The sequence below is a fragment of the Pseudomonas sp. HK3 genome, assembly GCF_052920985.1.
Map to the genome: position 1 here is coordinate 758,475 of NZ_JBREXD010000002.1, position 24,112 is coordinate 782,586.

Annotated in this window: 25 protein-coding genes and 2 pseudogenes; 13 read left to right on the top strand and 14 right to left on the bottom strand. The window is 44.1% G+C overall.

Annotated elements, in window-relative coordinates; translation table 11 throughout:
• Positions 1-12: 12 nt before the first annotated feature.
• The gene (locus tag ACU6U9_RS14540; protein WP_446735741.1) at positions 13-798 is read left to right on the top strand and encodes a helix-turn-helix transcriptional regulator; all 786 of its coding nucleotides are present in this window, start codon (positions 13-15) and stop codon (positions 796-798) included.
• Between the two features lie 107 nt (positions 799-905).
• Here the strand turns inward: ACU6U9_RS14540 and ACU6U9_RS14545 are convergent, their stop codons facing one another.
• The 12 genes and pseudogenes from ACU6U9_RS14545 to ACU6U9_RS14600 form a co-directional block, all read right to left on the bottom strand.
• Positions 906-1,352, bottom strand: a complete 447-nt coding sequence (locus ACU6U9_RS14545; protein ID WP_446735742.1) for a YtoQ family protein — start codon at positions 1,350-1,352, stop codon at positions 906-908.
• An 18-nt stretch (positions 1,353-1,370) separates the two neighbouring features.
• Complete coding sequence (gene hisC, locus ACU6U9_RS14550; RefSeq protein WP_446735743.1) at positions 1,371-2,459, bottom strand: histidinol-phosphate transaminase; 1,089 nt, start codon at positions 2,457-2,459, stop codon at positions 1,371-1,373.
• Positions 2,460-2,554: 95 nt separating this feature from the next.
• On the bottom strand, positions 2,555-2,890 hold the full coding sequence (locus ACU6U9_RS14555; RefSeq protein WP_446735744.1) for a hypothetical protein: 336 nt from the start codon (positions 2,888-2,890) through the stop codon (positions 2,555-2,557).
• A 109-nt stretch (positions 2,891-2,999) separates the two neighbouring features.
• Positions 3,000-4,305: pseudogene (gene hisD, locus ACU6U9_RS14560) on the bottom strand (histidinol dehydrogenase).
• 75 nt (positions 4,306-4,380) lie between these two features.
• Complete coding sequence (hisG, locus tag ACU6U9_RS14565; protein WP_446735745.1) at positions 4,381-5,022, bottom strand: ATP phosphoribosyltransferase; 642 nt, start codon at positions 5,020-5,022, stop codon at positions 4,381-4,383.
• A gap of 22 nt (positions 5,023-5,044) precedes the next feature.
• Entirely contained in the window at positions 5,045-6,307 is a 1,263-nt protein-coding gene (gene murA, locus ACU6U9_RS14570; protein ID WP_446735883.1) for a UDP-N-acetylglucosamine 1-carboxyvinyltransferase, read from the bottom strand.
• A 24-nt stretch (positions 6,308-6,331) separates the two neighbouring features.
• Positions 6,332-6,574 (bottom strand): BolA family protein, encoded by a 243-nt coding sequence (locus ACU6U9_RS14575; protein WP_283787668.1) that lies wholly within the window; start codon positions 6,572-6,574, stop codon positions 6,332-6,334.
• A gap of 111 nt (positions 6,575-6,685) precedes the next feature.
• Positions 6,686-6,991, bottom strand: coding sequence for an STAS domain-containing protein (locus tag ACU6U9_RS14580; protein WP_446735746.1), 306 nt, complete (start codon positions 6,989-6,991; stop codon positions 6,686-6,688).
• The gene (locus ACU6U9_RS14585; protein ID WP_446735747.1) at positions 6,991-7,695 is read right to left on the bottom strand and encodes an MlaC/ttg2D family ABC transporter substrate-binding protein; all 705 of its coding nucleotides are present in this window, start codon (positions 7,693-7,695) and stop codon (positions 6,991-6,993) included. Before ACU6U9_RS14585 ends, ACU6U9_RS14580 begins: the two co-directional genes overlap by 1 nt.
• The gene (gene mlaD, locus ACU6U9_RS14590; protein ID WP_446735748.1) at positions 7,695-8,150 is read right to left on the bottom strand and encodes an outer membrane lipid asymmetry maintenance protein MlaD; all 456 of its coding nucleotides are present in this window, start codon (positions 8,148-8,150) and stop codon (positions 7,695-7,697) included. The genes ACU6U9_RS14585 and mlaD overlap by 1 nt, the downstream gene beginning before the upstream one ends.
• 9 nt (positions 8,151-8,159) lie before the next feature.
• Entirely contained in the window at positions 8,160-8,942 is a 783-nt protein-coding gene (gene mlaE, locus ACU6U9_RS14595) for a lipid asymmetry maintenance ABC transporter permease subunit MlaE (protein ID WP_446735749.1), read from the bottom strand.
• Complete coding sequence (locus ACU6U9_RS14600; protein WP_446735750.1) at positions 8,935-9,744, bottom strand: ABC transporter ATP-binding protein; 810 nt, start codon at positions 9,742-9,744, stop codon at positions 8,935-8,937. Before ACU6U9_RS14600 ends, mlaE begins: the two co-directional genes overlap by 8 nt.
• A 149-nt stretch (positions 9,745-9,893) precedes the next feature.
• Between ACU6U9_RS14600 and ACU6U9_RS14605 the strand changes: the two genes are divergently transcribed.
• From ACU6U9_RS14605 to yjgA, 12 genes and pseudogenes are all read left to right on the top strand, one after another.
• Complete coding sequence (locus ACU6U9_RS14605; RefSeq protein ID WP_446735751.1) at positions 9,894-10,850, top strand: calcium/sodium antiporter; 957 nt, start codon at positions 9,894-9,896, stop codon at positions 10,848-10,850.
• A 31-nt stretch (positions 10,851-10,881) separates the two neighbouring features.
• Positions 10,882-11,853, top strand: a complete 972-nt coding sequence (locus ACU6U9_RS14610) for a KpsF/GutQ family sugar-phosphate isomerase (RefSeq protein WP_446735752.1) — start codon at positions 10,882-10,884, stop codon at positions 11,851-11,853.
• Positions 11,853-12,413 (top strand): LPS export ABC transporter periplasmic protein LptC, encoded by a 561-nt coding sequence (gene lptC / locus ACU6U9_RS14615; RefSeq protein WP_446735753.1) that lies wholly within the window; start codon positions 11,853-11,855, stop codon positions 12,411-12,413. Before ACU6U9_RS14610 ends, lptC begins: the two co-directional genes overlap by 1 nt.
• Positions 12,394-12,900: a lipopolysaccharide transport periplasmic protein LptA gene (gene lptA, locus ACU6U9_RS14620; RefSeq protein ID WP_446735754.1), complete on the top strand. Its 507-nt coding sequence runs from the start codon at positions 12,394-12,396 to the stop codon at positions 12,898-12,900. Before lptC ends, lptA begins: the two co-directional genes overlap by 20 nt.
• Before the next feature lie 4 nt (positions 12,901-12,904).
• Entirely contained in the window at positions 12,905-13,630 is a 726-nt protein-coding gene (lptB, locus tag ACU6U9_RS14625) for an LPS export ABC transporter ATP-binding protein (RefSeq protein WP_446735755.1), read from the top strand.
• A 54-nt stretch (positions 13,631-13,684) separates the two neighbouring features.
• The gene (locus ACU6U9_RS14630) at positions 13,685-15,184 is read left to right on the top strand and encodes an RNA polymerase factor sigma-54 (RefSeq protein ID WP_446735756.1); all 1,500 of its coding nucleotides are present in this window, start codon (positions 13,685-13,687) and stop codon (positions 15,182-15,184) included.
• 117 nt (positions 15,185-15,301) lie between these two features.
• The gene (gene hpf / locus ACU6U9_RS14635) at positions 15,302-15,607 is read left to right on the top strand and encodes a ribosome hibernation promoting factor (RefSeq protein ID WP_446735757.1); all 306 of its coding nucleotides are present in this window, start codon (positions 15,302-15,304) and stop codon (positions 15,605-15,607) included.
• 6 nt (positions 15,608-15,613) lie between these two features.
• Entirely contained in the window at positions 15,614-16,066 is a 453-nt protein-coding gene (gene ptsN / locus ACU6U9_RS14640) for a PTS IIA-like nitrogen regulatory protein PtsN (protein WP_446735758.1), read from the top strand.
• A gap of 23 nt (positions 16,067-16,089) precedes the next feature.
• Positions 16,090-16,948, top strand: a pseudogene (gene rapZ / locus ACU6U9_RS14645) (RNase adapter RapZ).
• A 111-nt stretch (positions 16,949-17,059) separates the two neighbouring features.
• Complete coding sequence (locus ACU6U9_RS14650) at positions 17,060-17,329, top strand: HPr family phosphocarrier protein (protein ID WP_446735884.1); 270 nt, start codon at positions 17,060-17,062, stop codon at positions 17,327-17,329.
• Between the two features lie 117 nt (positions 17,330-17,446).
• A complete protein-coding gene (gene mgtE / locus ACU6U9_RS14655; RefSeq protein WP_446735759.1) occupies positions 17,447-18,802 on the top strand; it encodes a magnesium transporter in 1,356 nt (451 codons plus the stop codon).
• Positions 18,803-18,819: 17 nt separating this feature from the next.
• The gene (gene yjgA / locus ACU6U9_RS14660; protein WP_446735760.1) at positions 18,820-19,365 is read left to right on the top strand and encodes a ribosome biogenesis factor YjgA; all 546 of its coding nucleotides are present in this window, start codon (positions 18,820-18,822) and stop codon (positions 19,363-19,365) included.
• Positions 19,366-19,399: 34 nt separating this feature from the next.
• On the opposite strand, the gene ACU6U9_RS14665 is transcribed toward yjgA, so the two are convergent.
• Entirely contained in the window at positions 19,400-20,221 is an 822-nt protein-coding gene (locus ACU6U9_RS14665) for a carbon-nitrogen hydrolase family protein (protein ID WP_446735761.1), read from the bottom strand.
• Positions 20,221-24,108 (bottom strand): YhdP family protein, encoded by a 3,888-nt coding sequence (locus ACU6U9_RS14670; protein WP_446735762.1) that lies wholly within the window; start codon positions 24,106-24,108, stop codon positions 20,221-20,223. Before ACU6U9_RS14670 ends, ACU6U9_RS14665 begins: the two co-directional genes overlap by 1 nt.
• Positions 24,109-24,112 lie beyond the last annotated feature (4 nt).

Below are 24,112 nucleotides of genomic sequence, written 5' to 3' on the forward strand. Positions count from 1 at the left end.
CCACGAGGCGCTATGCAACAAGCTATTGTACAAACCGGTCAGTTTCACAGTGTACTGAAGCAACCTCTGCACAATGTGCTTGTGTATGCGCCGACTATTATCTGGGTTAAAAAAGGCTATAAGCAACTTTTATGGCGAGACAACGCATTAGAGTTTGACCAAAAAGACTGGTTAGTTGTGCCTGCTAACCAGTATTTGACGTTCACCAATATGACACGCCATGATATTTTTTATTCTCAAGTACTCACGTTACTTGAGCCACCGCCAGAGCAATGGCTGCAAGATGAAACACCGTTACCGCGATCGGCTGAGCCGAGAATAAAAACAACTGAAGCACTGATTTATTGCTTTAATATGTTAACTGAAATGGCCGACAAAAATTTATCTATCGAGACCCAAAAACAATTGTTACTTGGGTTTTACCAAGCACTGCGAGAAACGAATCAGCTCACATTATTATTTCCAAACGCGGTGTCTCATTTAAGTGAAAAAATAGCGCGCTACCTAAGCAATAGCCCAGGCGAGGATCATAAATTAGATATTGTGGCTGCGCACTTTTCCATGAGTCGTGCGACTCTTATTCGCAAGCTGGCCAGTGAAGGCTCAAGCTTTCGACAAATATTAACCGAGATTCGTATGGGTTATGCGCTGAGCCTGTTACAAGAATCTAAAAGCCAGCTAGATGTTTCACTGGCTTGTGGCTATCAATCGCAAAGCCGTTTCTCTAGCCGCTTTACTCAACAGTTTGGTTTAACGCCACGCCAATATGCAAACACATTAAGTAAGCGCCAAGCTTGATGCATTGCATCAGTGTACGCTTAATTAAAACAAACTATAAAAACAAAAAAGCCAATTTAGTACTCTCTAAACTGGCTTTTATGATTTATTTTTAATGTTGTGATGTTTTATTTTTCGGCAATCACATACTTTAGAATTTCAACAATTTGCTCGGGGGTTTGTGCCCACGCCATGGCTGCACCATCCACTTCTTTTAACGGGTGAATTATGCTTTCATCATGCAATGTAACATAAGGTTTGCCTAACGCAGCGCACATACCCGCATCAAATGCGGCATTCCATTGTTTGTATTTATCACCAAAGCGTACCACGGCCATGTCGCAATGCTCGATCATGTTTTTAGTACGAATTGAATTCACTTTTGATGATTTATGATCGCGCCAAAAGCTGTTCTCTTCTGCGCCTAATACATCGCCTGCTGCGTCACTGGCTTCGTGATTGGTCACAGCAGAGGTAAATACAACAGGTAGATTGAATGCTTGCGCACCCTGTTCGATTTGCTGGCGCCAATCAGTATGAATTTCACCGGATAAATAAACGGTCCACGTTTTCATAAATACTTCTCCTAATGATTACTGCACTGAACCTGATAGTGCGATCTCATTCAATGCGTTCACTAAACGTTGATTTTGATCTGTGGTGCCCACCGTAATACGCAAGCAGTTTTTCAGTAGTGGGTGGCCGCCATCTAAACACTTAATTAAAATGCCTTTTTCTTTTAAATCTTCAAACCAATTGCGCGCCATGCCATCTGGTGTACGCACTAATACAAAATTCGCCTCACTTGGAAAAATCTCCAGACCACTAATAGCCGCCAGATCGTTCATAAGTACCACTCGGTCTACGCGTAATTGTTCGGTTTGCATCACCAGCATATCAAAATGCTCTAACGCAAATAAAGCACTGGCTTGAGTTAACGAGTTAATATTATAAGGCATGCGAATTTTTTCTAACTCACCTAACCATTCTTTAGAGCCAATCAACAAACCTAAACGCAAACCCGCTAAGCCTACTTTTGATAGGGTACGCATCACTAATACATGATCGTATTTTTCTAATAGATTTAAGTGATCCGCATCGGTAAAGGCGGTATAGGCTTCATCTAACACAACCAAACCTTGAGACGCCTCTATAATATGTTTAATAGCGCCTTGATCCCAAAGGTTACCGGTTGGGTTATTGGGCTGAGCAAGAAAAATCAGTTCAGGGTCATGTTCAGCTATGGCCGCTAACATGGCGGGCTCGTCCAGTTCAAAGTCAGCGGTTAAAGGCACACCTACATAATTAAGGCCGCAAAAAATAGCGATCATTTTGTACATCACAAAACCCGGCTCTGGCGCTAAAATAGTCGCACCCGGTTTTGCCACCGCCATGGCCAGCATTTGAATAATCTCATCACTGCCATTGCCCAATAAAATATCGTACTGCTCATTCACACCCATTTCTTCACGCAGGGCGTCTTTCACCATTTGCCCACTCGCATCTGGGTAGCGATTAATCGGCACGTCTTTTAATAAATCAGCCCACGCTTCACGGGCAACCGCTGGCCAAATGTACGGGTTCTCCATGGCATCAAGCTTAAGCATGCCCGCAGCACTTGGTACGGGATAAGCACTTAAATCTAAAATTTCTTGGCGTATGAGTTTTTTAACACGAGACATGTGAGTTTCTCTTAAACAAAAACCCTAAGGTTAGAAACGTTAGGGTTTACTGGTAAAACAACTTTTTAATGCTATCGAAAAAGCATTTGTACTTTTTAGTCTTTAATATACATTGACGTTATTTCCGGCATAGATCGCTCAGACCAGCATTTGCTAGACTGTAATATGATTTTTTTCCCTGATGCTTTCGCCATTAACAAAGCCGAGTATATTTCTTTTCCTAAGGGATTTTCATCTACTCCGCCTAAAATGAGTACTGGCGTTGTGCTATCTGTACAACCTTGAATAAGAGCATTGTATATGTATACACGCGGGGTACCGGTTGAAATAATTTGTAAGTCCTTTCCAGTTAAATCTGTGGGCGCAGAGTCTGCCGCATTGGCCAAGTTTGAAAATAACACTATTAAAAGCGGCACTAAAAACTTATTCATTATTAATCCTATCTACATAAAAATTGAATGTTAAAAATACTTTGTCTCACCAAATTAAAGCGAGTGCTTAAATATATCCTTGCAAAATCAGATAAATACCAAACTCACTTTAATCCTTGATGCGGTATTCGGCCGAACGGGCGTGTGCGGTTAACGAACTCACCTCTCGCCAAGACTGAAGCCACTTTACCCATTTCACTGGCGCCATCGGCACTGCACATAATTAATGAGCTGCGTTTCTGGAAATCGTACACGCCAAGCGGGCTAGAAAAACGCGCCGTGCCTGAAGTAGGCAGTACGTGATTTGGTCCGGCACAGTAATCGCCCAATGCTTCCGCGGTGTAGCGACCCATAAAAATCGCACCTGCGTGGCGAATCTGTTTCGCCATCGCTTCAGGTTCTTCAACCGATAATTCCAAGTGCTCAGGCGCAATACGATTAGCAAGATCAATGGCTTCTTGTTCGTTTTGTACTTTGACTAACGCACCGCGACCGCTCAACGATGCGCGAATAATGGCTTCACGCTCCATGGTCGGTAGTAATTTTTGAATACTGGCTTCAACTTGTTTTAAGTAGTCGCCATCCCAAGAAATTAAAATGGATTGTGCGTCTTCGTCGTGTTCGGCTTGGCTAAACAAATCCATGGCGATCCAATCTGGGTCGGTTTTGCCGTCACACACCACTAAAATTTCGGATGGGCCAGCAATCATATCAATGCCCACTTCGCCAAACACAAAGCGTTTTGCAGTGGCCACATAAATATTACCAGGGCCTACAATTTTATCGACTTTAGGGATGGTTTCGGTGCCGTATGCTAATGCGGCAATCGCTTGCGCGCCACCAACGGTAAAGCAACGGGTCACGCCCGCGGCCGCGGCCGCGGCTAAAACAAGCTGGTTAACTTCACCACCGGGTGTTGGTACAACCATGATTATTTCTTTCACGCCCGCTACATGTGCAGGAATCGCATTCATCAACACACTTGATGGGTACGCCGCTTTTCCGCCAGGCACATAAATGCCGACACGATCCATGGCTGTGACTTGCTGACCTAACACGGTGCCATCGGCTTCTTGATACTGCCAAGATTCGCTGCGCTGTTTGTCGTGGTAACGACGCACGCGCTTGGCAGCTTCTAATAATGCGGTACGTTGTTCCGCGGGTAAATTTTCAAGGGCAGCTTGTAGCTCAGCTTGGCCAATTTCAAGTTGCGCCATGCTATTAACCTGTAGATGGTCAAAGCGATTGCTGAATTCAATAACCGCTTCATCACCACGGTTTTTAATTTGATGCAGAATATCTAAAACCGTTTGCTGCACTTGTTGATCGGATACCGATTCCCACGATAACAAATCATCCATGGCTTGGGTGAAGTCTGCTTGCTGGCTATCTAACGTTCGCATTTGAAACGACATACTTGCCTCTTACACTTTTGGCTTACTGCACTTTAACTATCTACAACTTAGAGCTGATGACTTAACGTCATTTGTTTAACGTCTACGCTCTACCGCTTGAGCTAATTTATCAATAATCGGTTGGATCTGACGATGCTTCATTTTCATGGCCGCTTTGCCCACAACCAAACGAGAGCTAATCGGCGCAATTAAATCACGCTCTTCAAGACCATTGGCTTTTAAGGTATTACCGGTATCGACGATATCGACAATTAAATCCGCCAGCCCCATGATCGGCGCTAATTCCATACCGCCATATAATTTGATGATGTCCGCTTGTTTACCTTGCTCAGCAAAATAACGCTTCGTCACACCCACAAATTTTGAGGCCACTTTAATGCGCCCCTCTGGAATAACGGCATCTTTAAGTGCTGCTGTCATTAAACGGCATGTAGCGATATTTAAGTCGAGTGGTTCATACAAACCGGTACTGTCGGCTTCCATTAATACGTCTTTACCGGCAACGCCGATATCCGCGGCACCGTATTGAACATACGTCGGCACGTCAGTGGCTCGAATGACCACAAGTTTAATGTGCTCATGATTGGTATCAAAAATCAGTTTACGACTTTTTTTAATGTCTTCTGCTGGCACAATGCCCGCTTCAGCAAAAAGCGGCAGTGTGTCATCTAAAATTCGACCCTTGGATAACGCAATGGTCAATGGCTGCTGGCTCATGTTAAATCCTTGATGCTTCGGCCTAGTTTGGCACGCGGCGAATGTTAGCGCCCAATAATTGCAATTTCTCTTCGATGCACTCGTAACCACGGTCAATGTGATAAATACGATCAACCACAGTTTCACCTTCGGCCATTAACGCAGCAATCACCAAACTGGCGGATGCGCGTAGGTCGGTGGCCATAACCGGAGCACCTTTTAATTTATCGCCGCCTTTGGTGATACACGTATTACCTTCTAAAGCGACTTGAGCACCCATGCGGGCAAGTTCTTGCACGTGCATAAAGCGATTTTCAAAAATGGTTTCGGTGACGGTTGCACTGCCATTCGCAACGATGTTCATCACTAAAAATTGCGCTTGCATATCCGTTGGGAACGCAGGGTACGGTGCCGTTTTAACACTCACCGCTTTTAATTCGCGACCAACCATATCGAGGCTGATCCAGTCTTCGCCCACTTCGATTTTTGCACCGGCTTCTTCAAGCTTATGTAAAACTGCTTCAAGAATATCAGCACGGGTATCTTTTAATTTAATTCGACCGCCTGTCGCCGCAGCCGCCACTAAGTACGTGCCCGTTTCGATACGGTCAGGCATCACGTTGTAGTGACCACCATGCAGACTTTCAACCCCTTCAACACGAATCACATCGGTGCCGTGACCGGTGATTTTTGCGCCCATGGTAATTAGGCATTCGGCTAAGTCGACCACTTCTGGCTCACGAGCCGCGTTTTCAAGCAAGGTCACGCCGTCGGCTAATACAGCAGCCATTAACAAGTTCTCTGTACCGGTTACGGTGACAGTGTCCATGAAGATGTTGGCGCCTTTTAAGCGGCCATCGGTTGTGGCTTTCACATACCCTTCTTCTACCACAATGGTAGCGCCCATGGCTTCAAGACCCGATAAGTGAATATCAACAGGGCGTGAACCAATGGCACAACCGCCTGGCAAGGATACTTGTGCCTCACCAAAACGGGCCACTAACGGGCCGAGTACCAGAATAGAGGCACGCATGGTTTTGACCAATTCGTACGGTGCCACTAAGGTTTTGATGTTATTAGCGTTCACTTCGATGGCGTAATCTTCACCCATGATCACATCAACACCCATAGTGCCAAGTAAGTTGATCATGGTGGTCACGTCATGCAAATGCGGCAAGTTGCCAATGGTAATCGGGGTATCTGCAAGTAACGTGGCGGCAATAATTGGTAGCGCTGAATTTTTAGCGCCCGAAATGCGGATCTCACCCGAAACGGGTGGCCCACCTTGAATAATCAGTTTGTCCAATGCTGGCATAATACGGCTACTTTATTAAGATTGTTGTTGAGCCCATTGGGCTTGCGTATAAGTTTTAATGGTTACTGCGTGTACGCTGCCGTCCGTGATTTTTTCGTTTAGGGCCGCATAAACATATTGCTGGCGCTTAACAGGATTCAAGCCTTCGAATTCATCTGTTACTACGGTGATTTCATATTTGTAACCATCACCATCCACCGATACCTGGCAATGCGGAAGCTTTTCTTCTAGCAATGTTTGTAGGTCTTCTGGGCTCATAGGTCTCTCCGATGGGACTTGGAATTGACGACATAAAAAATAAAGGCGGGAATTATAGCGGAAAGGCGTACTAATAGCGAAGTGTAAAATACCCGCCAGCTCACATTCTATCTATGCCGTAAGCGGGATTATGGCTTGTAAATGGGCACTTTCAATCATCAGCCGCAACTGTGCCGGTGGGGCTTTAAATGACACTTTCACACCACTTTCTTGGCATGCACGCACCCAACTTAACAACAATGCCAGTGCGGCACTGCTGCATTTTTGCACGCCGCTTAAATCGAATACCAAATCAGATGCACTATCGTTTATGGCACTGAACCCTTCTTGCTCCACATGAATCACGCTTTCAAAGGTTAAATCACCAATCACACCGTAAGCGCCTGCTTTGTGTTTTTCGATTTGCTGAACCGGCATTATTCGTCCTCCTGCTCATCATCGGTGGTGTCTTGATTTGCTTTGTCGTTCGACACTTCTGATGTCCACCCGCTAATGGCTAAATCAATATTACCATTACTTTGCGCCACTAAACGGGAGAACTGATCCCGAAACAACAAGCCCATGTTAATGCCATTAATAATGACATTTTGCACCATCCATTTATTCTCTTTGTGATCATAAAACAAACTTTGTGTCACTGGGAAAACCTGCCCACCTGATGTAATCACTTCGATACCCACTTGAGTATTACGCTGAGTTTGCTTGCCTTCTTTAAGCGGTAAGACGTTCACTTTATAGTTGTTAAACTCCCACAGTCCCTTAGCGTAAGTATTGAGTAAGCTGGATTTAAATACGATTAAGAACCGCTGCCTTTGCTCTTTTGTCGCTCTTTTAAAATGCTTTGCCATCACCCGACGGGCTATGCGCTTAAAATCGACGATTTCACCTAATTTGTGGTCAACCAAGGCTATTTTTTGTTCATCTGATAATGTTTTTGTCTGCTTACTTGATTGAATTTCCGCCAGTAATTTATCAATTCGCTCAGCTATCAAACGATGCGCTTGTTGAGGGTTTGAATCAGCAAAGCTAATGGATGAGCACAGTAAACTTATGACCATTACAAACAGCGATACACTGTGGCGAAGCAATAATGATGAGGGAGGATAATTAACGTTCATCATTAATCACTGCTTCGACTAAACAAGAATTGACCAATTAATTCTTCAAGAACAATTGCCGATTGCGTGTCTTCTATGACATCACCACTCAATAGCGTTTCTTCATCTGCGCCCACACTTAAACCAATGTATTTTTCCCCCAGCAAACCCGATGTTAAAACAGACGCCGACGTATCTAGGGATAACGGAATCCCTTTTTTTATGGCCATTTTTACAACCGCTACATAATCCTGTGTATCTAATTTAATCTCAACTACGCGACCAATGGTCACGCCCGATAACGACACTTTTGCGCGCTCACTTAAACCAGATAAATTTTCGAAGCGCGCATAAAGATGATAAATATCGGCATCACTTTGGTAACGCAATCCGCTGACGTTTAATGCCAATAACAATAAAGCAATTATCGACATGATCACAAACGCGCCCACACCTAACTCTAAGGATCTCTTGTGCATAATATGCTCCTAAAATCCGCCTAACATGACGGCCGTTAATATAAAGTCCAAACCTAAAACCGCTAACGCCCCTTGCACCACAGTCGCCGTTGTTGCTCGACTAATCCCGTCCGATGTTGGTTTCGCATTCCAACCATGAAACAGGGCAATCCAAGTGGTCACAAATGCAAATACGAGGGCCTTAATGAGCCCTTTGATCACATCGTCATAAAACAGTACCGAGCCTTGCATGTTGGCCCAATAAGAGCCTTCATAAACCCCCAGTATGTTCACCGCCACAAATGCGCCGCCATAAATTCCCAACAAGCTAAACAACGCCGCCAATAACGGAAGGCTTATAACCCCCGCCCATAATCGTGGTGAAAAAACCCTTTTTAAGGGGTCAACCCCCATGATTTCCATGGCCGATAACTGCTCAGTGGTTTTCATCAAACCAATTTCAGCGGTCAACGCCGACCCAGCTCGGCCAACAAATAGCAACGCACTGACCACTGGGCCAAATTCACGTAACAGAGATAGCGCGACCATTTGGCCAACCGCTTCTTGCGAGCCATAACTGCTTAAAATTGAATAACCTTGCAGCGCGAGCACCATACCCACGAACACGCCTGACACCAGAATAATCGGCAAAGACAGCACGCCTATTTGATAAACCTGCTTAATCACTCTGCTCACAGGCGCTTTAAATCCGCTGCCCCAGCCCAAAATTTGAGATAAGAACACACCACTGCGCCCAATCATCTGGCACACGAACATGCAGCGCTGCCCTGTGGTCACTACCAAATTAATCATGGCTTAACACCTGCTCAGTCAATTCGGGGGCCGGATAATGAAACGGTACAGGGCCATGAACCTCGCCATATAAAAATTGCTTAACTAGGGGGTTATCGCTTTGACGAATTTGTTCTGGCGTGCCCGCGCCTATGATTTTACCTTGCGCTAAAACAAACACTTGATCAGCAATACTCAGAGCCTCTTTCACATCATGACTAACTAATACAGAGGTAAGGTTGAGGTCAGAATGCACTTGGCGAATCAAGTTAATGAGCACGCCCATAGAGATAGGGTCTTGGCCAGTAAATGGCTCGTCATACATGATGAATTCAGGGTCAAGTGCAAGACTGCGGGCCAATGCCACGCGCCTAGCCATGCCACCGGATAACTGTGAAGGCATCAATTGCGCCGTCCCGCGTAAGCCCACGGAATCCAAGCGCAATAACACCAAGTCTCGAATCATATGTTCAGGGAGCTGGGTATGTTCTCGTAGAGCAAACGCGACATTCTCAAATACAGTGAGATCTGTAAACAGTGCGCCACTTTGAAACAACAAACTCATGCGCTTACGCAAATGCAGTAAGTCCGCTCGGCTTAATTCACTTAAGTCTTGGCCATCGACTAGCACCTCACCCGTATCAGACAGGAGTTGACCACAAAATAACTTAAGGAGTGTGGTCTTACCCGTCCCACTCGGACCTAAAATAACGGTTATTTGTCCACGCTTAATAGACAAATTGATACCCTTGAAGATCGCGTTATCTTCATGCCTAAAACTCATATGTCGGCATTCTACAAAGGTTTGCGCTTTTAACGACATGCAGCCAACCATCCTTTGTCTATTGTTAAATCGTTAATCCTCATTTTAGAGCATAGCTGCAACTGCTTAAGCCACAACTTATGGCGTGCTTGTTAGGCCTGCAAAAGCCTGTAAAATGCGCCAACTATTGAATTTTAAGAGTGGAAAAGATGTTAACAGCTAGCTTAGCAATCATTGTTGGATTGGTGGTTTTAGTATGGAGTGCCGACCGCTTTGTGCTGGGGGCCGCCGCCACCGCTCGTAATTTTGGCATGTCGCCTTTATTAATCGGTATGACCATCGTCTCTCTTGGTACCAGCGCACCGGAGATTTTTGTCAGCGCCACGGCCTCGCTAGAAGGCTCAGGTATTCTTGCCATTGGTAATGCACTGGGTTCTAACATTACCAATATTGGTTTGGTTCTCGGTATAACAGCACTCATCGCACCGCTGCCTATTCAAGGCAGAATGCTAAAAAAAGAAATTCCTATTTTATTACTTGTTACCGTTATTGCTGGCCTAGTGTTACAAGACCTTGAATTAAGCTTTTGGGATGGCGTCATCATGCTCATATGCTTGGTCATCACTTTGTTTTGGCTATTTCATGAAAGCAGCGAACAAGAAATCGGCGGTTTAGGCGAAGATGAAGTCGAAGCTATCGAGGGAACATCCACCGCCAAAAGTATTATGTGGTTAGTCATCGGTTTAGTGGCCCTAATGATCAGTGCCAAACTATTGGTTTGGGGTGCCGTAGATGTTGCACGTTATTTTGGTATCAGTGAACTGATTATTGGCTTAACCATCGTCGCCATTGGTACCAGCCTGCCAGAACTTGCGGCAAGCGTAACCAGTGCCTTAAAAGGTCACCATGATATTGCGATTGGTAATGTTATCGGCTCAAATATCTTTAATTTACTCGCGGTTATGCCGATTCCTGGTTTAGTGGCCAATACCGTTATTGGAGACGAAGTTTTATACCGTGATTACGGCACGATGCTGATTCTAACAACGCTGCTGATTGCCTTTATTTATGGCTTTCGCCGTAAAGGGCGAGTTGGTCGCAGTGCCGGTACCCTGTTGTTATTAGCCTATGTTAGTTATTTAGGTTTACTATTCACTCAAGCCTGATCCTAAGACAGTTGTAAGGTAAAGAATAAAGATGCGATCTATCAGTTACATTGAATCCGCTCAGCGTACCATCAAGGCTGAGCGAAATGCCGTAAACGGCATGCTGAACAAACTCGATAACACCGCTTTTAACAAAGCCTGTGAATTAATGATTCATTGCAAGGGCCGTGTTGTGGTCTCAGGCATGGGTAAATCAGGGCATATCGGCAATAAAATCGCCGCTACATTAGCCAGCACCGGCACACCCAGCTTTTTTGTGCACCCAGGTGAAGCCGCCCATGGTGACATGGGCATGATCACCGCAGACGATGTGGTGATTGCTTTATCTAATTCTGGCGAATCATCTGAAGTTACTACCCTTATTCCGCTGATTAAACGCTTACATGTGCCATTAATCGCCATGACAGGCAATGACAACTCAACGCTTGCCAAAGCCGCCGACAGCCACCTTAACGTAGGTGTCGATAAAGAAGCTTGCCCCCTAGACCTAGCACCAACCTCCAGCACCACTGTTGCCCTAGTCATGGGAGATGCACTGGCCATATCATTACTTGAAGCTCGCGGCTTCACCGCAGAAGAGTTTGCGTTTAGCCACCCTGGTGGCAGCCTAGGACGTCGCCTACTGCTTAAAGTAAAAACCATTATGCATTGCGGCAGCCAGATCCCAAAAGTGGCGCTAGGGACTCCCATTAAAGACGCACTAATGGAAATGACACAGAAAGGCCTTGGCATGACCACCGTGCTCACCCCTGAAGGCACACTGGCTGGTATCTTTACCGATGGTGATTTACGTCGAGCGTTAGATAAAGATGTGGACTTTCATACCACACCCGTAGAGCTTGCTATGACTAAAGATTGCGCCACGATTAACCCCGAAAAATTAGCGGCTGAGGCGCTTGCGGTCATGGAAGAAAAGAAAATCAATGCACTCGTGTCCCTAGATAACGGCCAAGTAGTGGGGGTTATCAATATGCATGACTTGCTACGAGCTGGAGTGATTTAATGCGCAAGCGTTATATCCTCACGATTCTCACCGCTTTGGCCGTGGTGGCCTACCTTGCACTGGACGACCACCAAGCCACCGTCGAGATTGTTGCCCAAGACCTCATCGATCAAGAGCCTGATTACATCGTCGAAAACTTAGCGGCGCACAGTTTCGAAAATAACGGTGAACTTTCACGCAAAATCAATGCGCTTAAAGCAACCCATTTCCCTAAAAACGACATCACCGAACTAAAGGAGCCTTCTATTATTCTTTATGAAGCAGGCGAGCCTAGATGGGGTGTGCGCAGTGACACCGGCCACCTACAGCAGCAAAAAAATATATTGCTAAAAGGCAATGTGACAATTGTGCCACTAAGCCCGAAAGGGGGTGATTTCACCCTATCAACAAACAGCCTAAATATAGACTTAATCAGTCAAATAGCCGACACTGATGATCCAGTTGCCATTGAAAGTCAATACAGTGAACTACTCGCTACTGGTATGACTATTTTATTAGATACGCAATTTGTAAAGTTTAAATCACAAGTGAGAGGACGCCATGATCCAAAGGCACAGTAACATTCTCATCACCCTCGCCCTTTTGCTCAGCAGCCTTAACTGCTTCGCATTACCAGGGGATAGCGAACAAGAAATTCACATTGCCAGTGACTCCGCCTCTTTAGATAAAATAAAAGGTGAAATTATTTACGTCGGCAATGTAAAAATGCAACAAGGTTCACTGAACATTGAAGCTGAAAAAATCGTTTTATTTCGCACGACGGAAGGCTTACAAAAAATCGTTGCCAAAGGAACACCCGCACGCTATGAGCAAACGTTAAACGCCAATGAAGGTAAAACCCTTGCCTATGGTGAAACCATTATTTACAACACAAAAATTGATCAATTAACATTATTGAATAATGCGGGCCTTGAAAAACAGGGTAATATTTTTTCTGGTGAAAAAATTGTATACCTAATAAAAGAACAAAGAGTAAAAGCTGAAAGCCAAGAACAAGAAAATCGTATCCACATGGTAATTCAGCCTAAAAAGGATAAGGAACCTTAACGCAATGGCAATATTGCAAGCGCAAAATTTAGCGAAAAGCTACGGCCCACGCCAAGTAGTTAAAGATGTTTCCATATCCATTGAAAGCGGTCAAATTGTAGGCTTACTTGGACCCAACGGTGCAGGTAAAACAACCTGTTTTTACATGATTGTAAACTTGGTTGCGTCAGACAAGGGCCGTGTATTAATTGATGACACTGATATTACCGATTTACCCATGCATGGCCGCGCGCAAAAAGGAATTGGCTACTTGCCACAAGAAGCCTCCATTTTTCGTAAGCTCACCGTCGCCAATAACATCATGGCCATCTTAGAAACCCGCAAAGAATTAAGCCATACTGAACGCAAAGAAAAACTTGAAAGTTTATTAGATGAATTTCATATTCAACATATTCGTGACAGCTTGGGCATGGCGTTATCCGGTGGTGAACGACGTCGAGTAGAAATTGCCAGAGCCCTTGCGGCTGAACCGTCATTTATTTTATTAGACGAACCATTTGCGGGCGTTGATCCCATATCGGTCGGCGATATAAAAAGTATTGTAAAACAATTAAAAAAACGCGGTCTAGGTGTACTGATTACCGACCATAACGTACGTGAAACACTTGATATCTGCGAGAAAGCTTATATCGTAGGTAATGGTCATATCATCGCTGAAGGCTCCGCTGACGATGTGTTATCGAACCAACAAGTGAAAGATATTTATTTAGGTGATGACTTTAAGTTGTAATCTTGTATATTCATTACAATGGGTCAAACGCGCTATGGGATTAAGCAGTAATATATGAAAGCCTCGCTCCAATTAAAAATGGGTCAACAGCTGACCATGACTCCTCAGCTGCAACAGGCCATTCGTTTATTACAGCTTTCAACACTGGACCTGCAACTAGAAATTCAAAATGCATTGGATTCAAACCCATTGCTGGATGTTGACGAAGAGTTTGAAGGCGATAACAATCAAGACATCAATTCACAAAGTGAAGAGAAAGTCGAAGTAGTCACCCCAAGCGACGAACACACATCAGATGAACCAACCGCTGCCGATGATTGGAGCGAAAATATTCCTGATGAGCTTTCAACAGATAGCGATTGGGACGATACTTGGCAAGCCTCTGCTGCCCCTACTTCCATGACTGAGAATCATTCATCAGGTTCGTCCGGTGAAGATTACGATATGGACAGCCGTAACGGCAGCACTGACGACCTGCAAGACCATTTGTTATGGCAACTTAACCTAACTCCAATGTCAGATAACGATCATCTCATTGCGATCAATATCATTGAGGGCGTAGATGATGACGGCTATCTAAAAGTACAGCTGGATGAAATTGTCGAATCACTTGACCCTGAATTAGACATCGAATTAGACGAAGTAGAAGCGGTGCTCAACCTACTTCAACAGTTCGAGCCAAGCGGTGTTTGCGCGCGAAATCTACAAGAATGCTTATCGTTACAATTGCGCCAATTACCACAAGAAACACCATGGTTACCGTTAGCTCAAACATTGATTGACCAATACATTGATTTACTCGGTGCAAAAGATTACGCAGCACTGATGCGTAAACTAAAAGTCAAAGAAGAAGAGCTGAAAACAGTCATTCGCGGCATTCAAGAATTAAACCCGCGTCCGGGCTCCCAAATTGACCCACAAACCAGTGAATATGTTATTCCTGATGTTATGGTGCGTAAAATCAAAGGGGAGTGGCGTGTTGAGCTAAACCCTGAGATTGCGCCAAAACTGCGCATCAATGACCACTATGCGTCTATGGTGAAGCGCGCAGATAGCAGTGCTGACAACAACTTCATAAAAGACCATTTACAAGAAGCACGCTGGTTCTTGAAAAGCTTACAAAGTCGTAACGATACGTTGTTAAAAGTCGCCATGAAAATTGTGGAATACCAACAAGACTTTTTAGAACAAGGGGATGAAGCAATGAAGCCCCTTGTGTTACATGATATTGCTGAAGCCGTCGGTATGCACGAGTCCACAATTTCACGTGTGACCACACAAAAATACATGCACACACCAGCGGGTATTTTTGAGTTAAAATATTTCTTCTCAAGCCATGTTAGTACCACCAGTGGTGGTGAGTGCTCTTCCACGGCTATACGAGCTATGATTAAAAAACTCATCGCCGTAGAAAGTGCGAAGAAGCCGTTAAGTGACAGTAAAATTGCGAATATCTTAGAAGAAGAAGGCATTAAGGTTGCACGTAGAACCGTAGCCAAGTACCGTGAGGCGATGCACATTCCACCGTCAAACGAGCGTAAACGCTTGGTTTAATTGTTTGCCTACCTGTTTTGGTAAACAGCTACACTGGTTTTTCGCCGGTAGCCTATACTAAAGGTTATCAGCACATTCACGTACTCCATTTCGGAGTGCAGACAGTAGGAGCCATCTATGCAAATTAATATCAGCGGCCACCATGTTGAAGTGACTCAAGCCCTTAAGGACTATGTCCACTCCAAGATAGAAAAACTGGAACGACACTTTGATAATATTACCAATGTACAAGTGACGCTCACTGTGGAAAAAGTAACCCAAAAAGCAGAAGCCACCATGCATGTATCTGGCGCTGAACTACATGCCAATGCTGACAATGATGATATGTATGCAGCAATTGACGGCATGACCGACAAGCTAGACAGACAACTAATTAAACACAAAGAAAAAATGGTTAATCACCGTCACGGAAGTAATCACTAACGTCATATGACCTCTCGTATCTCAAATATCTTAACCCCTGAGCGCACCCAAATGGGTGCGCAATGCAGTAGCAAAAAGAAGCTAATACAACATGTTAGTCAATTCCTTGCTTCCAATATCAAAGATGCTCAAGCTGATGACATCTATGAACGCCTCATTGCAAGAGAAAAACTCGGCAGTACCGGTATTGGCGAAGGCATAGCGATCCCTCATTCTCGCTTAGAGGAATGTGAAGACACCATTGGTGCTCTCTTCATTCTTGATGAACCCATTGATTACGACTCAATTGACCGTAAACCTGTCGATATCGTATTTGTGTTATTAGTGCCAGCTGAAGCCACTGAGCAACATTTACAAACCCTTAGTATGTTGGCGGAAAGATTCAGCCAAGAAGAATATCGTAATAAATTACGCTCCGCTAAGGGCCATGACGAGCTGTATCAACTGGCAACGGCTTAATAAACAAAACGAAAGGTTATGACATGAAACTTGTGGTTATCAGTGGACGCAGCGGTTCGGGTAAAAGTACCGCCTTAGACCTACTTGAAGACCTGGGTTTCTATTGCATTGATAACCTGCCTGTTGGCTTATTACAAAACCTGCTTGACCAAATTCAATCCGGCCAAGGGCAAATGAGCTCTGTTGCCGTGAGTATTGATGCGCGTAATATTCAAGCGGATTTAGCTAACTTCTCTGAAATCATTCATCAACTTGACCGCAAACAATGTCAACTTGAGATTATTTACCTCGACGCCCACAGCGACACATTGCTGACCCGCTTTAGCGCCACACGACGTAAGCACCCACTTACCGGGCCAGATGTACCGCTTCTTGAAGCCATCGACAGAGAAAAAGCCGTACTGCAACACATTGCAGATATGGCAGATTTAACCGTGGATACCACTCACTTATCGATGCACCAATTACGTAGCATGATCAAAAGAACGCGTGGTGCAAAAACAAGGTGCAGACATGTCACTGCTGTTTGAATCCTTCGGTTTCAAGCACGGTATCCCTAAGGACAGCGATCTTGTGTTTGATGTGCGCTGCTTACCTAACCCTTATTGGGACCCAGCTTTGCGCCAATTCACGGGCCAAGATCCTTCGATTCAGGCGTTTTTACAAGATGATGAGCATGTGATCGAAATGTTTAACGACATTCAAGGCTTCCTGAAAAAATGGCTACCTCAGTTTGAAGCAAACAACCGTACATACATGACCGTCAGCATTGGTTGCACAGGTGGTCAACACCGCAGTGTCTACATGGCAGAACGATTGTTTGCCGCGTATCAAAACGAGTTTTCTAACGTGCAAGTGCGTCATCGTGAACTTAATGTTTAAGATTCTCAATATAAACACCTAAACCCTTGTCGAACCAGCGCCTATATTACCTAGACACAGAACGGTTTGGCCGATATGGTATCCACTCTATCCCTATTCGCTTGTATTGATATGCTTGAAAACTCCATCACAATAATAAATAAATTGGGTTTACACGCACGGGCTGCTGCCAAGCTGGTATCCACCGCTTCGGCATTCGCCAGCAAAGTAAAAATCAGCTTTAACGGCAAAGAAGTCGACGGTAAAAGCATCATGTCCGTGATGATGCTCGCTGCAAGTCAAGGCTCTGAAGTCCATTTGAAAATCAATGGCGATGATGAAGAAGCCGCTATGAATGCCATTGTCGAACTCATCAACGACTACTTTGGTGAGGGTGAATAACCTTTCTTGCAAAACTCCTAATTAAATCAATCTTCTAGGCTACACTTTTAACTAAGGGTCGTAGCCTGTTACAGCCTTTATCGGTACAATCCGAGCCTGAATTCAAGGGATCGCATTATGTCCAGGGGCGAACATAAACACAGCAAACTCGTACATCTGGGAGTCGCACTTGAAAGTGGGGCTTTGGCACAGGTGCGCCGAATTCTTAATAGCGATTTACAAGCTGCTGATGTTGCCCACTTATTAGAATCAACCCCACCTAAAGAACGTAATTTACTTTGGGACCTCATCGACGAAGAAAACGAAGGTGAGGTACTGCAACACTTAAACGACGAGTTGCAAAGCTGGCTGTTGAATCGAATGAGTGTGCAAGAAGTCGCAAACGTCATGTCGGACCTTGATACCGATGACGTCGCTGACTTACTTCAAATTCTACCCGATACCGTCACACAAGAAGTCCTAACGACAATGGACTCTCAAGACCGTGCACGGATCGAAGCCATACTGTCTTACCCTGAAGACAGCGCCGGTGGCTTAATGAACACCGATACGGTTACCGTTCGACCTGACATCACCCTTGAAGTGGTCTTGCGTTATTTACGTCGGCACCGTGCCTTACCGGACATGACCGATAACTTGTTAGTGGTTAACCGCCGTGATGAGTTTATTGGTGTATTGCCAATAAATAAAATTCTCGTAAGTGATGGCGACACCACCGTGCGTGAAATCATGAACACAGACGTGATCACCATTCGTGCTGATATGCCGGACACAAAAGTGGCGCAGCTATTCGAACGTCACGATTTAATTTCAGCACCCGTGGTCGATGAACACACCTTTAAACTGCTTGGCCGTATCACCATCGATGACGTGGTTGACGTTATTCGTGACGAAGCCGATCACTCATTAATGAGCATGGCTGGTCTTGATGAAGACGAAGACACATTCGCACCCGCTTTTAAAACCAGCCGACGTCGTGCCGTTTGGTTAGGCATCAACCTATTAACCGCATTTTTGGCCAGCGCTGTCATTGGGTTATTCCAAGAGACCATTAATACGGTGGTGGCTCTTGCCGTTTTAATGCCGATTGTCGCCAGCATGGGCGGCATAGCGGGCAGCCAAACACTGACTCTGGTCATTCGAGGGCAAGCCGTTGGCCATATCGATTCCAACAATATTGGCTGGTTACTGAATCGTGAATTTTTAGTTGGCTTAAGTAATGGTATTCTGTGGGCCATTGTAATTGCACTGGCCACATACGTTTGGTTTCAAGATATACAGATCTCGGTCATTATCGCCATCGCCATCGTCATTAACTTAGTGGTAGCGGCCTTAGCCGGTGCCTTTTTACCTATTGTGCTAAAACGACTAAACATAGACCCAGCCCTCGCCGGTGGTGTCGTGCTGACCACCATTACCGATGTAGTAGGCTTCTTTGCATTTTTAGGTTTAGCCGCTAGCTTTTATTTATAAACATATCTGGTTTCCCCATGAGCGAATACGAAGACGATCAATTTGAAGAATACTCAGGCCCCAGCAAATCCCAAATCAAACGGGAAATGCATGCTCTGCAAGAACTTGGCAAACGCATTTGTGAACTGCCTAAAAAACAGTTAAAAACACTGCCTCTTACTGCGACGATGATTGAAGCCGTAGCCGAGTGGGATCGCATTAAAAAGAATGAAGCCAAACGCAGACACCTACAATACATAGGCAGAGTGATGCGCTCTGAAGATGTTGAAAGCGTCCAACTGGCTTTAGATAAACAAGATCCAAGCAGTGAAGAATACAACCGTGTATTACACCAGCAAGAAAAGTGGCGTGATCGTTTAATCACGGGTGGCAAAGATGCGTTAAGTGAGTTTTGTGATCAATTCGATGTGACTGACATTCAGCACCTGCGTCAGCTCATTCGCAACGCAGCAAAAGAACACGAAGACAAAGAGGCAAACCCAGATACACACCAAGCAAAAATGGGTAAAAGCGCCGCTCGTAAATTATTTTTATTTATTAAAACCTTTTATCCAACCGCATAACAGCCACTAAATACAAACAAAAAGCTAACCAGTGTTAACGGGTTAGCTTTTTATGTTTGATGATCGGCATTGCTAAACGGCATTGCTCAAGAGCATCGAAATCTAACTGAGCAAACACAAGGCTAGGGCTTTCGTTATCGCCCTCAGCTAGCACATCACCGTTTGGCGCAATGATCATACTTTGTCCCCATGTTCGACGACCATCTTCATGTACCCCCACCTGGTTAGCCGCAAGTACGAAACTTTGTGTCTCAATAGCACGGGCTCGTAATAGTACTTCCCAATTTTTTCGACCGGTTTCATAGGTAAATGCCGATGGTACGGTCAGTATTTGGCAGCCAAGTGACTGATATTTCTGATACAACTCAGGGAAACGTAAATCATAGCAAACACTTAAACCCAACAAGTGACCATCGACATCTACGGTTTGAATATTGTCACCAGCAACAAATGTGTCGGACTCACGATAACGACCTTTTTCATCCGCCACATCAACATCAAATAAATGAATTTTATTGTATTGAGCAATTAACTTGCCTTCAGGCGAACACACTAAGCACGCAGCCAATACTTTATCTAACGTATCATGAGTTCCACTTAACAAGGGAACAGAGCCTGCCACTAAATAAATTTGGAACTGCTTTGCCCAACTTAATATTGTGCTAATCACATCCTGTTGAGTAAAGCGTGTATTGGCCAATTCAAATTGATTAGTGACGCCCAAACAAGCAAACATCTCGGGCAAGACCACTAGCTGTGCGTTTTCTGTTGCCGCTTGCTCCAGCAAGTCAAAAGCCTGTTTTAAGTTGGCATCAACCTCTTTGCCACTGGTCATTTGAATAACAGCGCAACGCATTAGTCGTCTCCTAAGCCGAAGAAACTTTTCATTCGATACCAAAACCCTTCATCTTGCTTACCTTCAATTTTGTTATCAAAACGTTTCATTATTTTTAAGTTTGGTTTGTCCCATGTGCCATCTAATTTATAAGTTGCACTGGTGTATTTTTCAATTTGGTCGCCTACAAGTTGCTCACCCACAAAAATAGAAGCGGCCACTGGCGGCGCGAAACCCGCTAAAATGGCGACAAAAGGTAACGTACTTGTTAAAGGGAACGTAACCGACAGCTCTTGATTAAGCTCTTTAGTATTTAAGTTTACTGTGCCACTGACAGCAAATTTCGCTGACGGCCCCTTGATTTCTAACGTATCCTCTATGGTCATCAGGCCATTTTTCACTTTTGCCTTACCAGATACAGAATCAAAATGAAGACCGCTTTGATAAACATCTGAAAAGTCTAATCGTAAGCGACGCCCTATGGCCGAAAAATTTAAAATACCAAACGCACTTAATGCACCGGTATCACCAGCATCTAAGAATCGGCCTTTTTTTAATGATACATTGGCTTGACCATTTAACAGTTCCGATTCAAACATCGCGGGACTGGCCTGCCATTGAAAGTTGAAATTGACTTTTGTGCTATCAGCTTCTATGACAGGTTTTGCTAACCATGCTTTTTGAACACCACCAATATCATCACTAGATAACTTTAAATCCAACTTAGTGGTTTGTACGGGCATGGGAACGCTATCTGATTTCTCCCAGTGCGCTGCCCCTTTCACATTGAGCTTTTTAATTTGGCCATCGATATCCAAAAGCGACAAGGTATCATCTTGTACCCGTAACTTAGCTTGCCACTGACCATAGTTTCTGGGGCCAAGGAAAATCTCATCTACTTTAAAATTCATATCCGGAAACATACTTGGAAAAATATTAGCAAACATATCTGTCTTTTCTTTTTTACCTTCTTCCTCTGTATCTTTTGATAAGGCCGGCCAATGAATATAATCCAAATTCAATACAATTGGATGTTGCGCTTGCCAGGTTATTAATCCTTTCACTATCGGCGCCTCAACGTATATATCCCAAGCATTGAGTTTTGCATTAACATTTGCCGATACTTGCTCAAACTGATAGCCATCGTAAAGCAGTTTGTCTGTACTAATATCCACTTTTCTAATCAAACTATTTTTTGGACTGCTCGCCGAGCGATTAGCGGTGTTTGAGCTTTTAGGCTGTATTTCGCCCCAAACTTTCAACCATTTGTCTGCGTCGATTCTTGATACATGCCCTTGTATTTCTAAGCCAGGCGTACTGGGAATATAAGCCTCAGTGGCCCCTAAATATACTTGACCTGTTTCAATCTCACCCTCTTTCAAGTGCAAGGCTACATTCACTAATTCGCTATAAGATAGTGTGATTTTTTGACCATCATCTAATGCCATTTTAAAATTAAACGGCTGACTGGTTTCTTTACGTTTAAGGTAAGGCAGAGGGAGGTCAATATTCACTCCAACTAAGTCAGAGTTAACCTCTAGCCCAGTAAATCCATTTTCTTGGCCACTGATTTTAAAATGCCCTGCTACTTTCGTATTACCTGTTAGTGGTTTTAACAGTGATAAGTCTAACCACTGCTTTAAGCTTTTAACCTCAAGGTCGCCATCAAATGCGATGTCTGTCGAAAACCCTTTAGTGTGCACATCAGATGATATATTCAATGATAACGGCTTTTGCCATAGTGATGATTGTATTGCAGATGACGTTAAGCCTTCGCTTGAACGATATGTAATTGCTCCTTGTGTATGGCTGAACGCAAGCCCAATGTCCGCTAAATTTAAACTCGCATTCTGTAAGCGCGCTGTAACATCCACACCGATATCGTCACTGACATCATCAAGTGAAATACTTAGCCCTAACTCAGTAGCGTGCTCACCGGTCATGCTCCAGGAGTCCATTATATTATCAACAAGCTTTTTTAATGGTGTATATTGAAAGTACGCAAAACCATCATTTGCTAACCCCTTCACACTTGCTTGCACCCACAACTTATTATTTTTTACGCCATCAAATACAACTTGGGTTTGCTTAACATTACCACCCAGAGTATTCGCATTATCGATTCGGGCATAGACTTCATCATTTTTTACAAATAGGTCACCGTTTATATCGGAAACCACAGGCCATTCGGGTAAATACTGCAAGGCCGCTTGAGATACGCTTAGGTGTAACTCAGACTGACTGACGCTACCGGCATTCAAACCCGTATATAAATAGTATTGCCCTGTCTTCGCGGTACCTGTGAGTAATGATCGCTCTAACCAGCCTCTAAGGTCTTGGGAAATATTACTCGGCACTAATGTTTCATGAATTGAAACGTCCGCATTTTTTAACGACAAGTTAAGTTCTAATTTATCTTCATATTGCTTATCGTTATACAGCCAGAGCTTAAACCCACCTTTTACTTTTTCGGCTTGTTCCATAGTAAGCGCTAAGCCATCACCAATAAGCCGAACACCTTGATCGTTAATATGCCAATCCACCTGCCCTTCACCATAAGGAAAGAAAAACGGTGATGGATATAGATCAGGAAACGCTAAAGAAATTTGAGGGCCATCGAATTGCACTCGACCATTTTTCTCACTCGCCGCAATCACACCATTAAGGTTAGTTACACCTGGAATTCCACCACTTGGCTGTGTAGAGATATTTTTTAACTCACCAGCCACTGAATAGTCTAATTCCCCTGCTTCATTATTATGCAAAATCACATTCATATTATGCAAATAACCAGATGGCTTTAGCTCATTAAGTCGAGACTTTAATTCCTCTGGTATCAGTTTTACACTGCTAAGAAATTGATTCAAATAAGCAATATCCATTGACTTAAGATACGCTTGCCAACGATTACCTTGCTTAGTTTTTGCAATACCTAATGCGATCTCGTTAAACTGCCAAGGCTTATTCTTTAATGTAAACTGACTGTCTTCGACCCAGAAACTCCAATTATCAGCATCATTTTGCTTGCTCCATAATTGCGCGCTTACGCTATCAATTTTACGCCCATCGTTAATATAAACAGTGGGACTGGCTACTGATAATTTGCCGTAATTTAAGAGGCCATCTTTAAATTCGAATCGTAATTGTGCCGATGCTGTAAACTCTTTAAACACCGACATATCAAAAATCTCATTAAGCCAATAGTCAACATCCACATCCGGTAAGTCCAGTGCGCCTCTGGCATAAAATGAATCTAACTTAAACGGGCTACCTTGGCTGTACAGCCTCAATCCTGCGTTAACTTTATTTTCATTCCCGTAAGACACACTGCCTGTAATTAAACGATGAAAGCCATCGCCCGTCATGACTAAGTGATCAAGGTGTAATATTTTAGTTTCATCACCCCGAGTGTTTTCTATGGTGACGTTATTTAATTCAACATGCTGCTGTAGAAGTAACCCATCAATTAGACGTTTAATTAATAACGCATCATCTTCGTCAATTGGCGCTTGTGGTTTTTTCGCATCGCCATCAATACGAACGTATAAGCCAGATAAGCGCACACTTTTAAATACAGGGGTAAAATTAGCTAAGGAAGAACGCGGGTCTAAAACCGCATCAATTGCGGCGATTGAAATTTTAGGTTGCTTAGGATCATCACCAGTATGAAGTGTAACGCCTTCGATATGCACAGAAGGCGTTAATATCTCCATGCCACCACTGAGCTGACGAATGCTTACATCACCACTAAGCTGTTCACCTAGATACTGCTCTAAGTTAACGCGGTATTGACCCACATAAGGGAAGATCTGCTGACCTATGGCACTATAAAGTGCCAGGACTATAAAAGTCGCCACAACTAATAAATTAAATGCGGTCAGCCACTGCTTTATTGCTTTCGTTTTCATAGCC